This is a genomic window from Pseudomonas sp. AAC, assembly GCF_000725445.1.
In the GTDB taxonomy this organism is placed as follows: Bacteria; Pseudomonadota; Gammaproteobacteria; order Pseudomonadales; family Pseudomonadaceae; genus Pseudomonas; species Pseudomonas citronellolis.
Genome location: NZ_KL647094.1, coordinates 1,243,071 through 1,257,366 on the forward strand (window position 1 = coordinate 1,243,071; position 14,296 = coordinate 1,257,366).

The 14,296-nt window shown below is 64.8% G+C and carries 14 protein-coding genes, 1 tRNA gene and 1 pseudogene; 7 read left to right on the forward strand and 9 right to left on the reverse strand.

Going from position 1 to position 14,296, the window contains the following annotated elements:
- Positions 1 to 178: 178 nt before the first annotated feature.
- The 5 genes from FG99_RS05310 to FG99_RS05330 all read left to right on the forward strand — a co-directional run bounded on the left by FG99_RS05310 (position 179) and on the right by FG99_RS05330 (position 4,353).
- On the forward strand, positions 179 to 1,177 hold the full coding sequence (locus FG99_RS05310) for a D-cysteine desulfhydrase (protein WP_043267760.1): 999 nt from the start codon (positions 179 to 181) through the stop codon (positions 1,175 to 1,177).
- 112 nt (positions 1,178 to 1,289) lie between these two features.
- Positions 1,290 to 2,093 (forward strand): cystine ABC transporter substrate-binding protein, encoded by an 804-nt coding sequence (gene tcyJ / locus FG99_RS05315; protein ID WP_009618462.1) that lies wholly within the window; start codon positions 1,290 to 1,292, stop codon positions 2,091 to 2,093.
- Entirely contained in the window at positions 2,093 to 2,764 is a 672-nt protein-coding gene (gene tcyL, locus FG99_RS05320) for a cystine ABC transporter permease (protein WP_043267999.1), read from the forward strand. Before tcyJ ends, tcyL begins: the two co-directional genes overlap by 1 nt.
- Positions 2,761 to 3,525, forward strand: a complete 765-nt coding sequence (tcyN, locus tag FG99_RS05325) for an L-cystine ABC transporter ATP-binding protein TcyN (RefSeq protein ID WP_009618464.1) — start codon at positions 2,761 to 2,763, stop codon at positions 3,523 to 3,525. The genes tcyL and tcyN overlap by 4 nt, the downstream gene beginning before the upstream one ends.
- Before the next feature lie 129 nt (positions 3,526 to 3,654).
- Complete coding sequence (locus tag FG99_RS05330) at positions 3,655 to 4,353, forward strand: pirin family protein (RefSeq protein ID WP_043267762.1); 699 nt, start codon at positions 3,655 to 3,657, stop codon at positions 4,351 to 4,353.
- Positions 4,354 to 4,407: 54 nt separating this feature from the next.
- Here the strand turns inward: FG99_RS05330 and FG99_RS05335 are convergent.
- From FG99_RS05335 to FG99_RS05360, 6 genes are all read right to left on the reverse strand, one after another.
- A tRNA-Ala gene (locus tag FG99_RS05335) sits at positions 4,408 to 4,483 on the reverse strand.
- Positions 4,484 to 4,541: 58 nt separating this feature from the next.
- The gene (locus tag FG99_RS05340; RefSeq protein WP_043267764.1) at positions 4,542 to 5,204 is read right to left on the reverse strand and encodes a class I SAM-dependent methyltransferase; all 663 of its coding nucleotides are present in this window, start codon (positions 5,202 to 5,204) and stop codon (positions 4,542 to 4,544) included.
- Between the two features lie 16 nt (positions 5,205 to 5,220).
- Entirely contained in the window at positions 5,221 to 5,751 is a 531-nt protein-coding gene (locus FG99_RS05345; protein WP_043267766.1) for a C40 family peptidase, read from the reverse strand.
- A gap of 82 nt (positions 5,752 to 5,833) precedes the next feature.
- Positions 5,834 to 6,466 carry a C40 family peptidase gene (locus FG99_RS05350; protein WP_089391873.1) on the reverse strand — a complete coding sequence of 211 codons (633 nt, stop codon included), beginning with the start codon at positions 6,464 to 6,466 and terminating at the stop codon, positions 5,834 to 5,836.
- Positions 6,467 to 6,531: 65 nt separating this feature from the next.
- A complete protein-coding gene (locus FG99_RS05355; RefSeq protein WP_043267772.1) occupies positions 6,532 to 7,296 on the reverse strand; it encodes an NAD-dependent deacylase in 765 nt (254 codons plus the stop codon).
- 13 nt (positions 7,297 to 7,309) lie between these two features.
- A complete protein-coding gene (locus FG99_RS05360) occupies positions 7,310 to 8,704 on the reverse strand; it encodes a sigma-54 interaction domain-containing protein (protein WP_043267774.1) in 1,395 nt (464 codons plus the stop codon).
- A gap of 177 nt (positions 8,705 to 8,881) precedes the next feature.
- Between FG99_RS05360 and ddaH the strand changes: the two genes are divergently transcribed.
- Positions 8,882 to 9,646: a dimethylargininase gene (gene ddaH, locus FG99_RS05365; protein ID WP_043267777.1), complete on the forward strand. Its 765-nt coding sequence runs from the start codon at positions 8,882 to 8,884 to the stop codon at positions 9,644 to 9,646.
- Between the two features lie 122 nt (positions 9,647 to 9,768).
- Positions 9,769 to 11,184, forward strand: a complete 1,416-nt coding sequence (locus FG99_RS05370; protein ID WP_043267778.1) for a basic amino acid/polyamine antiporter — start codon at positions 9,769 to 9,771, stop codon at positions 11,182 to 11,184.
- On the opposite strand, the gene FG99_RS05375 is transcribed toward FG99_RS05370, so the two are convergent.
- The 3 genes and pseudogenes from FG99_RS05375 to ttcA (FG99_RS31035) all read right to left on the reverse strand — a co-directional run bounded on the left by FG99_RS05375 (position 11,181) and on the right by ttcA (FG99_RS31035) (position 13,629).
- Positions 11,181 to 11,852 carry a DNA-3-methyladenine glycosylase I gene (locus FG99_RS05375; RefSeq protein WP_043267779.1) on the reverse strand — a complete coding sequence of 224 codons (672 nt, stop codon included), beginning with the start codon at positions 11,850 to 11,852 and terminating at the stop codon, positions 11,181 to 11,183. The two genes, FG99_RS05370 and FG99_RS05375, sit on opposite strands and share 4 nt — an antisense overlap.
- Before the next feature lie 13 nt (positions 11,853 to 11,865).
- A pseudogene (gene ttcA, locus FG99_RS05380) lies at positions 11,866 to 12,567 on the reverse strand (tRNA 2-thiocytidine(32) synthetase TtcA); the annotation flags it as partial.
- Between the two features lie 168 nt (positions 12,568 to 12,735).
- The gene (gene ttcA / locus FG99_RS31035) at positions 12,736 to 13,629 is read right to left on the reverse strand and encodes a tRNA 2-thiocytidine(32) synthetase TtcA (protein WP_108104971.1); all 894 of its coding nucleotides are present in this window, start codon (positions 13,627 to 13,629) and stop codon (positions 12,736 to 12,738) included.
- Between the last annotated feature and the right edge of the window lie 667 nt (positions 13,630 to 14,296).

The following is a 14,296-nucleotide window of genomic DNA, read 5'->3' on the forward strand; positions in this document are numbered from 1 at the left end:
GGCCAGGGGGCCAGCCGGTACATCGGCGCGCAGGGAAACAAAATGTAACCTTATAACAACCGGCGTGAAATTCTCGTCGAGACGCGGCGCAAAGAAAAGCCCCGCCGGCGAATTGCCGCGCGCCCCTGCCCCGTTCTATCTTGGCGGATCGTTCAAGTACCGCCGAGGTCCCCTCCCGATGAGCTCCCTGCGCGACGCCCTCGCCCGCTTCCCCCGTCTCGACCTGATCGGCGCCCCTACCCCGCTGGACAAGCTGGAGCGCCTGTCGGCGCAGCTGGGCCGGGAGCTCTTCGTCAAGCGCGACGACCTCACCCCGCTGGCCATGGGCGGTAACAAGGTGCGCAAGCTGGAGTACCTCGCCGCCGATGCCCTCGCCGCCGGCGCCGACGTGCTGGTGACCGCCGGCGCCATCCAGTCCAACCACGTGCGCCAGACCGCGGCGCTGGCCGCACGCCTGGGCCTGGGTTGCCTGGCCCTGCTGGAAAACCCCATCGGCACGGACGACGCCAACTACCTGGGCAACGGCAACCGCCTGCTGCTGGACCTGTTCGGCACCCAGGTGGAAGCGGTCGCCAACCTCGACGACGCAGACGCCCTGCTGCAGGACGCCTGCGAGCGCCTGCGCGCCCAGGGGCGCAAGCCCTACCTGGTGCCCATCGGCGGCTCCAACGCCCTCGGCGCCCTGGGCTACGTGCGCGCCGGCCTGGAACTGGCCGAGCAGGTGCGCGCCGGCGGCCGGCACTTCGCCGCCGTGGTGCTCGCTTCCGGCAGCGCCGGCACCCACGCCGGGCTGGCCCTGGCGCTGGCCGAAGCGCTGCCGGAAACCCCGGTGATCGGCGTCACCGTCTCGCGTCCCGACGCCACCCAGCGGCCCAAGGTGGAAGGCCTGGCGCAACGCACCGCGGACCTGCTCGGCCGGCCGCTGGCGGCGCACTTCGCCGTGCACCTGTGGGACGCCTACTTCGGCCCGCGCTATGGCGAGCCCAACGCCGGCACCCTCGACGCGGTGCACCTGCTCGCCGCGACCGAAGGCCTGCTGCTGGACCCCGTCTACACCGGCAAGGCCATGGCCGGCCTGCTCGATGGCGTGGCCCACGGCCGCTTCGCCGAAGGCCCGCTGCTGTTCCTGCACACCGGCGGCGCCCCGGCGCTGTTCGCCTACCCGTCGCGGCTGTGAATTCATTCAAGTTATATGAACAGGATATTTCATTATTTTATTGCATAACCATTGACCCCCTATAGTCGCGCAGCCTACTAACCTGCTTGAAACACCAAGAACGAGGGCAACCATGAACTTCTCCATCCTGCGACGCGGTTTCATCTTCGCCGGCCTGACCCTGGCCCTCGGCGCCAGCTTCCTCGGCCAGCAGGCCTCGGCCGACGAGGACCTGCTCAAACAGATCCAGGGCAACGGCGCGATCAAGGTCGGCCTGGAAGGCACCTACCCGCCCTTCAGCTTCGTCGACGAGAACGGCAAGCTGTCCGGCTTCGAAGTGGACTTCGCCGAGCTGCTGGCCAAGGAACTGGGGGTGAAGGCCAAGCTCCAGCCGACCAAGTGGGATGGCATCCTCGCCGCCCTGGAGTCCAAGCGCCTGGACGTGGTGATCAACCAGGTGACCATCTCCGAGGAGCGCAAGAAGAAGTACGACTTCTCCGAGCCCTACACCGTCTCCGGCATCCAGGCCCTGGTGCGCAAGGGCGACGAAAGCAAGTACGACACGCCCGAGAAGCTCGCCGGGGTGAAGGTCGGCGTGGGCCTGGGCACCAACTACGAGCAGTGGCTGAAGCAGAACGTGCCGCAGGCCGACGTGCGCACCTACGAGGACGACCCGACCAAGTTCCAGGACCTGCGCAGCGGGCGCATCGACGTGATCCTGGTGGACCGCCTGGCCGCCTTCGACATGGTCAACAAGACCAAGGGCGCCATGGCCCTGACCGGCGCGCCCTTCGCCCGCCAGGAAGCCGGCATCGCCCTGCGCAAGGGCAACCCCGAGCTGCTCGGCGCGCTGAACAAGGCCATCGAGAAGTTCAAGGCCGATGGCTCGCTGAAAAAGCTCTCGGAGAAGTGGTTCCAGGCTGACGTCACCCAATGATCGACGAAAGCCTGCAGCTCGCTCTGGATTCCGCGCCCTTCCTGCTCAAGGGCGCGGTCTTTACCGTAGTCCTCAGCATCGGCGGGATGTTCTTCGGCCTGCTGCTGGGGTTCATCCTCGCCCTGGCGCGGCTGTATGGCCATGCGCTGTTCAGCTGGCTGGCGCGCATCTACGTGTCCTTCTTCCGCGGCACGCCGCTGCTGGTGCAGCTGTTCATGATCTACTACGGCCTGCCGCAGCTGGGCCTGGAGCTGGACCCGCTGCCGGCGGCGCTGATCGGCTTCTCGCTGAACATGGCCGCCTACGTTTGCGAAATCCTCCGCGCCGCCATCGGCTCCATCGATCGCGGCCAGTGGGAGGCGGCCTCCAGCATCGGCATGACGCGCGCCCAGACGCTGCGCCGGGTAGTGCTGCCGCAGGCCGCGCGCACCGCCCTGCCGCCGCTGGGCAACAGCTTCATCTCGCTGGTCAAGGACACCGCCCTGGCCGCCACCATCCAGGTGCCGGAACTGTTCCGCCAGGCGCAGCTGATCACCGCGCGGACCTTCGAGGTGTTCACCATGTACCTCACCGCCGCGCTCATCTACTGGGTGCTCGCCAGCGTCCTGGCGCACCTGCAGAACCGCCTGGAAGAGCGGGTCAACCGCCATGACCAGGAGCACGAGGCATGATCGAGGTACGCAAGCTCACCAAGCAGTTCCGCGGCCAGGAGGTGCTCAAGGGCATCGACCTGTCGGTCGCGGCCGGCGAGGTGGTGGCGATCATCGGCCCCAGCGGCTCGGGCAAGACCACCCTGCTGCGCTGCCTGAACCTGCTGGAAATCCCCAACGGCGGGACCATCCGCGTCGGCGACATCGAGATCGACGCCTCGCGCCCGCTCAAGCCGCAGCAGGGGCTGATCCGCAAGCTGCGCCAGCACGTCGGCTTCGTGTTCCAGAACTTCAACCTGTTCCCCCACCGCACCGCGCTGGAAAACGTCATCGAAGGCCCGGTGATCGTCAAGAAGGAGCCCCGCGACAGCGCCGTGCAACGCGCCCGCCAATTGCTGGCGAAGGTCGGCCTGGCCGGCAAGGAAGACGCCTATCCCAAGCGCCTCTCCGGCGGCCAGCAGCAGCGCGTGGCCATCGCCCGGGCCCTGGCCATGCAGCCGGACGTGATCCTCTTCGACGAACCCACCTCGGCCCTCGACCCGGAGCTGGTCGGCGAAGTGCTGGCGACCATCCGCGGCCTGGCCCAGGAAAAGCGCACCATGGTCATCGTCACCCACGAGATGAGCTTCGCCCGCGACGTCGCCAACCGGGCGATCTTCATCGACAAGGGCGTGATCGTCGAACAGGGCGACGCTAAGACGCTGTTCGCCCAGCCCCGCGAGGAACGCACCCGGCAGTTCCTCAGCAAGTTCCTCAACCCCGACCAGGGGCGACCTGAATAAATCTGTAAATTCGATAAATCAGCTCGGATATTTGCGCTTTTATATCGACTAAAGTGGGATCAACATAGCCTCCATGAACCGCGCAGGCCGGCCAACTCGCCGGCCCGGCGCCCCAAGAGGACTGATCCCATGATCGAACGCAGACCCTTCGCCCAGCTCGGCGGCGCCCACCACGGCTGGCTCAACGCCAAGCACCACTTCTCCTTCGCCGAGTACTACGACCCCGAGCGCATGAGCTGGGGCAACCTGCGCGTCTGGAACGACGACGAGATCGACCCGGGCACCGGCTTCCCGCCGCACCCGCACCGCGAGATGGAAATCATCACCTACGTGCGCCAGGGTGCGATCACCCACCAGGACAGCCTGGGCAACAAGGGCCGCACAGAGGCGGGCGACGTGCAGGTGATGAGCGCCGGCAGCGGCATCGTCCACTCCGAGTACAACCTGGAGCAGGACGTGACCAGGATCTTCCAGATCTGGATCCTGCCGACGCAACGCGGCGGCACGCCGTCCTGGGGCGCCAAGCCGTTCCCCAAAGGCGACCGCGCCGGCCGCTTCGTGATCCTCGCCAGCGGCGACGAAAACGACGAAGACACCCTGCGCATCCGCGCCGACGGCCGCCTGGCCGCCGCCACCCTGAAGGCCGGCCAGAGCGCCGAATACACCCTGGGCAGCGAACGCCGCGCCTACCTGGTGCCGGCGGCTGGCAAGGTGGAAGTCAACGGCGTGCTCCTGGAAGCCCGCGACGGCGCGGCCATCGCCGAGGAAGCGGTGGTGAAGGTGACGGCGCTGGAGGACAGCGAGGTGATTCTGGTGGATGTTGCCTGAGGGCCGCGGCGAAACGAAAAAGGGCACGCGTTTGCGTGCCCTTTTTCATTCGCCTGGTGGACCGAAGGAGGATCGAACTCCCGACCTCCGCATTGCGAACGCGGCGCTCTCCCAGCTGAGCTATCGGCCCGAGGTAGGCAGAATCTAGCCCAGCCGGCGACGCCAGGCAATGCCCCTTGCGCGGGTGCTCAGCGCTTGCGGCACAGCCCCATGCCATCGCCCAGCGGCAGCAGCGAATAGTCCACCCGCGCGTCGCTTTTCAGTGCCAGGTTCAGTTGCTGGATGGCGCGGGTGTCGGCGCTTTGCGGGTTGGCTTCGAGTACCCGGCCGCTCCACAGCACGTTGTCGAAAATTGCCAGGCCGCCCTGGCGCAGCAGGGTCAGGGCGTGTTCCAGGTAACGTGGGTAGTTGGCCTTGTCGGCGTCGATGAAGGCGATGTCGAAGCTGCCCGCCTGCCCTTCCCTTTCCAGGCCGGCCAGGGTGTCCAGCGCGGGGCCCAGGCGTAGTTCGATGCGGCTTTCGACGCCGGCGTCGCGCCAGTAGGTCTGAGCCGTGGCGTTGTAGTCGCCGGGCAGGTCGCAGCAGAGGATATGGCCGTCTTCGGGCAGCGCCTCGGCCATGCACAGGGCGCTGTAGCCGGTGAAGGTGCCCACTTCGAGGATGCTCCGGGCGCCGGTCAGCTTCACCAGCAGGGCGAGGAACTGGCCCTGCTCGGGGGCGATCTGCCAGCGCGCCGTGGGCAGCGCGGCGGTTTCCTCGCGCAGGCGCGCCTTCAGCGGGGTGTCGCGCAGGGAGGTATCGAGCAGGTATCGGTAGAGCGCGTCGTCGAGGTTGAGCGTACGGGTGGTCATGTGGCCCTCCTGGAGATCAGGGGTGGAGGGCGAGGCTCTGTACCGCAAGGACGCGCTTGGCTTCCAGGAAGGCCCGCTGCCAGTAAGGGCTGTCGAGGCTGTCCAGGCGTACGGTCCCGCCCGTTCTGGGCGCATGCACGAAGCGCCCCTCGCCGACATAGATACCCGCATGGCTGACGTTGCGTCCACCGTTGGTGGCGAAGAACACCAGGTCGCCGCTCTGCAGGCCTTCGCGGCCGACCACGGGGGCGCGCATGCCGATCATCTCGCGGGTGGAGCGCGGCAGTTGCAGGCCGGTGGCGTCGCGGTAGACGTAGCCGATCAGGCCGCTGCAGTCGAACCCGCCATCCGGGGTATTGCCGCCCCAGCGATAGGGCGTACCCACCAGGCCGATGGCACGGATCAGCACGTCGTCCGCAGCCTGGGAATCGCTGAAGTTGTTCGAGGGCGCGTAGACCACCGGCGGCGGCGCGGGCGGCGTATGGCTGGCGCAGGCGGCCAGCAGGGAAACGAGTGCGAGGGTGATGATGCGGAGGGAGATATGCATGTGATGGCATCCCCTGTTCAGGAATGCCATCACTTTGCACCGTCAAACGCTTAAGCGCAATACTTAAAGTAAAACTTTAAGATTAGCGCGTTACCGTCTGTTGCGCCTGGTAACCCGGCTCCAGGACGCGCTTGGCTTCCATGTAGCTCAGGCGCCAGTAGCTGTCGTCCAGGTTGTCCACCCGTACACCACCGCCACGGCGGCTGGCGGAGTGGATGAACTGGCCATCGCCGATGTAGATGCCGGCGTGGCTCACACGTCCGCGACCACGGTTGTTGAAGAAGATCAGGTCGCCCGGTTGCAGGTCTTCCTTGGAGACCAGCGGGACATCCATGGTGATCATCTCGCGCGTGGAACGCGGCAGCTTGATCCCAGCCTCTTCGCGGAACAGATAGCCGACGAAGCCGCTGCAATCGAAACCGGTTTTTTCCGAACGGCCCCCGAAGCGATACGGCGTGCCGATCAGTTCGAATGCGCGATCCAGAATGCTGGAAACCCGCCCTGACGGGTTCCCGTTATCATTTCCTGCCCCCTCGTCTTCTACATCCGCCAGCGTTGCCTGATGGTGGTCAATCTGAGCCCAGCTGCGGGTGGCCTGCTCTACGGCGACCTGCTGTTGACCCGGCTGGGACTCTGGCGAATGGCTGGCGCAAGCGGCCAGCAGCAAGACGAAACTCATGGGCACGAGGGGTGCGAAGCGTCTAAGCATGGGCACGACCGTGTCTCATTAGTTCCATTAGCGCGCTAATTTGCCCGCTCGATCGAGCCGATGCAAGTTTTTTATCGTGAAATGTGACCTATCAGTTGCGGCAGAATGTCTAAGGCTCGTCCTACAATTTTTACATCGACCCTCGAACTGAGGTCGGTCGGCGCCGGATTCACCTCGGCGACGAAGCCGCCGGCGGCCCGTGTGCGCAGCACCGGCTCGACGATGTAGGGGAAGCTCGCCGTGGTCCCCACCAGCAGCACGACTTCGAAGCCTTTGCGCAATTCGCCGTAGAGACTGTCGATCGCCGCCTCCGGCAACATCTCCTCGAACAGCACCACCGGCGGCCTCAGTACACCGCCACAGACCGCGCATTGCGGTGGCAGCGGACGCTGCAGGTGTTCCTCCAGCTCATCGCTCTCGGCCCCGCACGACTGGCAGTACAGCGGCCGCAATTCGCCGTGGATCTCGATCAGCCGCTCCAGCGGCGAGCCCACCTGGCGGTGGAAGCCGTCGATGTTCTGCGTCAGCACCCAGCACTCCGGCTTGCGCCGCTGCAGTTCGGCGATGGCCTCGTGGCCGGCGTTGGGCGCTGCCGCGAGGCAGGCCCGGCCGAGTTGCGCCAGGTACTTCCAGCACAGCGCCGGGTCACGCCGCAGCATGGGCCCGGAGATGGCCTGCTCGATGGCGATGCCCTCCTCCGTCACGCCGTTGTACAGGCCGCCCAGGCCACGGTAGGTGGGCATGCCGGAATCCGCCGAGAGGCCGGCGCCGGTAATCACCAGGATGCGTTCGGCGGCCTGCACGGCTTGGACGAGCGCGGCCATTGATGAGTCCATGGGCGGGTTCCTGTCAGGCCGGCGTGTCGCCGGCGGGTGGGTGCTGTACGGCGAGGCGCTGCAGGCGCCCCAGCAGCGTCGTCCGTGGGATGCGCAGGCTGGCGGCGGCCTGCGAGAGGTTGCCCCGCGCCCGGCGCAAGGCCTCTTCTATCAGCTTGCGCTCCTGTTCCGCCAGCCTCTCGCGCAGGCCCAGCGCTGGCGGCCCGTCTCCGGCCACCGCCATGTCCCGTGGCTCCTCGTCGGCGAAGACCACCTCGTCGAGCACCGGTCCGCCCTGGCCATGCAGCAGCAGGCTGCGGCGGATCACGTTTTCCAGCTGGCGCACGTTGCCCGGCCAGGCGCAGGCCTGCAGGCGCGCCAGGGCCCGCGGCCCCAGGGCCGTCACCCGCGGGTTCAGGCTGCGCGCGTCGCGGCGCACGAAGGCCCGGGCCAGCAGTTCGACGTCAGCGGGGCGCTCGCGCAACGGCGGAATGCTCAGGCAACCGACCTCCAGCCGGTAGTAGAGATCCTCGCGCAGGCGCCCCTCGGCGATCGCCTGGCGCGGCGCCTGGTTGCTCGCGGCGACCAGGCGCACGTCCGCGCGCAACGGCCGCAGGCCGCCCAGCGGCAGATAACTGCCGTCCTGCAGTACGCGCAGCAGCTTGCTCTGCAGGGCCATGGGCATGGAGTTGATCTCGTCGAGGAACAGCGTGCCGCCTTCGGCCAGGGCGAACATGCCCTTGCGGTTCTCGGCGCCGGTGAAGGCGCCGCGGGTGGTGCCGAACAGGGTGCTCTCCAGCAGCGTCTCGGGGATGGCCGCGCAGTTCAGGCTGATCATCGGGCCGCTGCGCCGCGGGCTGAGGGCGTGGGCGCGGCGGGCGAAGAGTTCCTTGCCGGTGCCGGTCTCGCCATGGATCAGCAGCGGCAGGTCGGTCGCGGCGAAGATGTCCAGGCGCTGCAACTGCCGCTGCAGGCCGGGGGTGACGCTGAGGATCGGCGGGCAGTCCGGTTCGTCGTCCGTTGCAGCGCATTCCGCCACCACCTCGCCCACCTCCATCGCCCCGAGCAACTGGCCGCCGCGGCCGTGCAGCGGGATCGCACGGTGCCGGTACTGCAACAGCTCGCCGCCGGCGCCGACATAGGCCTGCAGCGTATCGATGGATGGCCGCTCCTGGGCCAGGCAACGCAGCAAGGTGCTCTGCTCCGCCTCCAGCCAAGGCGCGCTCTGCAGCACGTGCATGCCCAGCGCCTGCCGCGGATCGAGGCCGTCGAGCAGGCCGCTGGCCTGGTTGTAGTAGACGAAGCGCCCCCGGGTATCGACCACCGTGACCGGTTGCCGCAGCCCATCGAAGATCGGCGCCAGGCTGTCCACCAGCCAGCGCAATTCGTCCTTTTCCGTAGGAACCGTCGCATTCTCGACAACAACCATGGCAGCCCAGCCTTTTATATCCGTCCGGTTTTCGACAACTGTCCCAGTTTCGACGAAAGTGCGCGAGCCCGCCCCGCTGCGGGTCAACGCCAGGCCAGGAAAATCGTCCGCGGCGCGCCGGCCCGCCTGGCGCACGCCTTGCAACACGGCAAGCATCCACCTGCAAGAGGAAACGCCATGTTCAAGCACATCATCGCCCGCACCCCGGCCAGCAGCCTGGTCGACGGCCTGACCTCCAGCCACCTGGGCAAACCGGACTTCGCCAGGGCCCTGGAGCAGCACAACGCCTACATCCGCGCGCTGCAGACCTGCGACCTGGACATCACCCTGCTGCCGCCGGACGAGCGCTTCCCCGACTCGGTGTTCGTCGAGGACCCGGTGCTCTGCACCTCGCGCTGCGCCATCATCACCCGCCCCGGCGCCGAATCGCGGCGCGGCGAGACCGCGATCATCGAGCAGACCATCCAGCGCTTCTATCCGGGCAAGGTCGAGCGCATCGAGGCGCCCGGCACGGTGGAAGCCGGCGACATCATGATGGTCGGCGAGCACTTCTATATCGGCGAATCGGCGCGGACCAACGCCGAGGGCGCCCGGCAGATGATCGCCCTCCTCGCCAGGCACGGCTTCACCGGCTCGGTGGTGCGCCTGGAGAAGGTACTGCACCTGAAGACCGGGCTGGCCTACCTGGAACACGGCAACCTGCTGGCTGCCGGCGAGTTCATCGACAAGCCGGAGTTCCAGCACCTGAACATCGTCGAGATCCCCGAGGAGGAGGCCTACGCGGCCAACTGCATCTGGGTCAACGAACGGGTGATCATGCCCGCCGGCTACCCGCGCACGCGGCAGAAGATCGCCGACCTCGGCTACCGGGTGATCGAGGTCGACACCTCCGAGTACCGCAAGATCGACGGCGGCGTCAGCTGCATGTCCCTGCGCTTCTGAACGGCCGCTCCAGCGGCGGGCCTGCCGGCCCGTCGCGCCGGCGCGGGCCCCCTCCCCTGCGCCGGCGTCATGCGTGGCGGCAAGTGCCGCCACGCCACCGGTTGCCGTCTCGGAGGCGCAAGATGTCGATTTCGGATAAAGGAAAACTCGGCCTGCCGGCGCTGACCGCCCTGGTGGTGGGCGGCATCATCGGCAGCGGTATCTTCAGCCTGCCGCAGAACATGGCCGAAGGCGCCGGCGCCGGGGCCATTCTCATCGCCTGGGGCATCACCTTCGTCGGCATGCTGACGCTGACGCGGGTCTTCCAGTGGCTGTCGACCACCTGCCCGGAACTGGACGACGGCGTCTACGGCTACGCCCGCGAGGGCTTCGGCGAGTACCTGGGCTTCAATGCCGCCTGGGGCTACTGGATTTCCGCCTGGGTCGGCAACGCCGGCTACCTCGTCGTGCTGTTCAGCGCCCTGGGTTCGTTCGGCGCGCTGGCCTTCTTCGGCGACGGCACCACCTGGCCGGCGCTGCTCGGCGAGCTGGCGGTGCTCTGGCTGATGCACGCCTTCGTCCTGCACGGGGTGCACAACGCGGCCATCACCAACGCCATCGTCACCCTGGCCAAGGTGGTGCCCATCGCCCTGTTCATCCTCTGCGTCGCCCTGGCCTTCCGCGTCGAGGTGTTCCGTCTGGACTTCTGGGGCAGCCCGGCGCTGGGCAGCGTCACCCGCCAGGTGGAAACCACCATGCTGTACACCGTGTGGGTCTTCCTCGGCATCGAAAGCGCCACCGTCTATGCCAGCCACGCGCGGCGCGCGGCCGACGTCAGCCGGGCCACCCTGCTCGGTTTCGTCATCACCCTGCTGTTGCTGGTCTGCGTCTCGGTGCTGTCGCTGGGGGTGGTGCCGCAGCACGAGCTGGCGCAGATGAAGAACCCGTCGATGGCCCAGGTGATGGCCGCGGCCGTGGGCCCCTGGGGCGCCACGCTGATCAACGCCGGCCTGATCGTTTCGGTGGGCGGCGCGCTGCTGGCCTGGACCATGCTGGCGGTGGAGATGCTCTACCTGGCCAGCCGCGGCGAAGGGCACACCGCGCCGGCGCTGTTCGGCAGGACCAACGACGTGGATACGCCAGCCCCGGCGCTGTGGCTGACCAACGCGCTGATCTCGGCGCTGCTGCTGGTCGCCTTCCTCAACGCCTCCGGCTACAACGCGCTGATCCAGCTGGCCACCTCGATGGCGCTGATCCCCTACCTGTTGTGCGCCGGCTTCTGCCTCAAGCGCGTGCTGCGGCAGCCGAGCCCGGCGCTGCTGGCGATGGCGACGCTGGGCACGCTCTACGGCGTCTGGCTGCTGTACGCCGCCGGCCTGAAGTACCTGCTGCTGTCGATGATTCTCTACGCCCCGGGGCTGGGCTTCTTCGTCCACGCCCGGCGCCAGCGCGGCCTGGCAGCCTTCGGCAACGCCGGGGAGCGGGCGCTGGGCGCGCTGGTGCTGGCCCTGGCGCTGACCGCGCTGTGGATGGTCGGCAGCGGCCGCCTGGGGCTCTAGTGGTTGACGGTGTACGACAGCATCATCGAGAGCTGGCACAGCGGCCGGCCGCTCTGCTCGTGCCAGCTGTTGAAGGCGGCCTGCACGGCGGCGAGGTCCTTCTGGCTGGTCGGCGCCTTGTCGACGATTTCCTGGGCCTTGAGCGCGGCGACCACGTCGTCGCTGGGGATGAAGGTGTCCTTGCCGGCCATGCGCAGGAAGCGCGGCGCCGACAGCCCGCCGAGCTGGTTGCCGCGCTTGGCCAGCAGCTTCCACAGGCCGACGATATCGGTCACCGGCCAGTCCGCCAGCAGCTTGCCGAAGCTGCCGTGCTCATGGGCGATGTCGAGGATCATCTGGGCGTTGCGCGGCACGCTCTTGAGCTTGCCCAGGTGGCGGATCAGGCGGGTGTCCTGCATCAGGTTCTCCAGGCGCTCGCCGCCCATGAGCACCACCTTCTGCGGGTCGAAGCCGAAGAATACTTCCTCGAAGGCCGACCACTTGGCGTCCACCAGGCTGTGCTTGAGGCCGGCGCGGAAGATGCGCAGGCTGATCAGCGACAGGTAGCGGTCATCGCTCACCGCGGCCAGTTCGGCCGGGCTCTTGGGCTGCGGCAGGCGCGCCTCCAGCGCCGCCGCCGAGCCGAAGCGGTTCAGGCAGTATTCGTGCAGCCATTGGTAGTCGCGCATCGCCCTTCCTTTATTACAGGTTCATCACGTCGACGAAGCGCGGCGCGGCGTTGTCGTCGATACGCAGGCTGGCGAAGTCGAACAGGTTGCGGTCGGCCAGTTGCGAGGGCACCACGTTCTGCAGGGCGCGGAACATGATCTCGGTGCGGCCGGGGGTCTTGCGCTCCCATTCCAGCAGCATTTCCTTGACCACCTGGCGCTGCAGGTTCTCCTGCGAACCGCAGAGGTTGCAGGGGATGATCGGGAATTCCTTGAGCACCGAGTAGGCCTCGATGTCCTTCTCGTTGCAGTAGGCCAGCGGGCGGATCACCACGTTGCGGCCGTCGTCGGACAGCAGCTTGGGCGGCATGGCCTTGAGGGTGCCGCCGTAGAACATGTTGAGGAAGAAGGTCTCGAGGATGTCGTCGCGGTGGTGCCCCAGCGCCATCTTGGTCGCGCCGATTTCGTCGGCGTAGGTGTAGAGGGTGCCGCGGCGCAGGCGCGAGCACAGCGAGCAGGTGGTCTTGCCCTCGGGGATCTTCTCCTTCACCACCGAGTAGGTGTCCTTCTCGATGATGTGGTACTGCACGCCGATGGATTCCAGGTAGGCCGGCAAGACGTGCTCGGGGAAGCCGGGCTGCTTCTGGTCCATGTTCACCGCGACGATCTCGAACTTGATCGGCGCGACCTTCTGCAGGTACAGCAGGATGTCGAGCAGGGTGTAGCTATCCTTCCCTTATAGCTTAAGAAAACATAACTGGACAGCATCAAAATAATCGCAACCTTTTGATTTTAAATGAATTAAATAGAAAGCTGGCTTTACAGGAAAATGCGAAAAAGTAAATTTTGCGTCCTCCTGACCTCTAAACACCCTCTTCCCCCCCCGAAAAATCACCTTGAACCTTTACAAAATCCGAACGACATCAATCCGGCCTTCAACGCTGGATGATGAAACCTCGGCTGCTTCGAATTCGTAGGGCGGTCGGGCATCCGACCTATCAATGGATAGATCTATAAAATTGAAGAGACTACGATCAGCTAACTGGGATGGACTTACGTTTTGTAAGCTGTGAAAGATGTTTTCTACGCAGCCAGGATTTACCGAATCCCACTCCGCAATCATCGACTTGATTTTTTTCCTCTGCAAATTCTCTTGCGAGCCGCAGAGATTGCACGGAATGATTGGATATGCGCTATCGGCAGCGACCTTTGCTATATCTTTCTCACGACAGTAGGCGAGCGGCCGGATAACTATATTTCTCTTGTCATCGCTAAGAAGCTTAGGAGGCATCCCTTTCATTTGCGCCTGGAAGAACATGTTCAGAAACAAAGTTTCAACCATGTCATCCATATGATGACCGAGTGCCAATTTAGTAGCCCCAATTTCCTCGGCAAAACTATAAAGCGTGCCTCTTCTGAGCCTAGAGCAAAGAGAACAAGTAGTTTTACCTTCTGGAATCTTACTCTTGACAACGGAATAAGTATCCTTGTCAATTATGTAATAATCAATACCTTTAGCCTCAAAAAACTCTGGCAATATATGCTCTGGAAAGCCAGGTTGCTTCTGATCAAGATTCACCGCCACAACACTGAATTTTATTTTCGCAACTCTTTGCAAGTGCAGCAAAGCGTCAAGCATTACGAATGAATCTTTGCCACCACTTACGCAGGCCATAACTTTGTCGCCATCTTCGATCATTGCGTAATCTACAACAGCCTTGCCCACATTGCCGCGCAGCTTTTTGCGACGATGCTCCGCAGCACTATTAATCCGAGACGCTTGTTCGCCCATCATCATAAACACTAGTTTCCAATTAAAATATTTACAAAATCAAATTGCCATATAAGCATGGCCACCATGCAACATCCCTCACTACTTGCGAAGGATTGAGATAGCTAGACACTACCAAAATCGGGCGCAGAAAAAATCCGTGGCAAGACACTGCATTGAGGCTACGCTTTTAATATACAACACAAACTCTTAAGTAAATCTATACGGCAGTTTCATCTGCCGAGTTTGATCCCAGCTATATCATAACAAGATTATGCCTGCGTTTTATAGAAGCTCCTGACCAACGATCCATTCAGCTTGACCGAGTCGCAACAGAGGAGGATGACGGCACGGAGCTCTGCAAGTCACGCGGAGAGACCGCAGCAGCCCCAGAAACGCATATGGCTACAGGCAGGCATCAGTATTCAGGCGGTGGAGATCAAGCCTTCAGCGAAGCCTCGATCGCGGCAATGTCGATCTTCGTCATGCCATCATGACCACGAACGCACGCACTGCTGCCGCTCGATCAGGGCTGGGTATGGCAGCCGTCAGGATATGCGGGGTGATCTACCACGAAACGCCCCACTCGCCCCTGCATCAGCCATACGCGCTCACCTGCCCCCATTGTCGATGATCGCGCTCCACAAGTGGTCTGAATCGCCCCTAGTTTCGTAGACACCTCCAAGCCTCATAA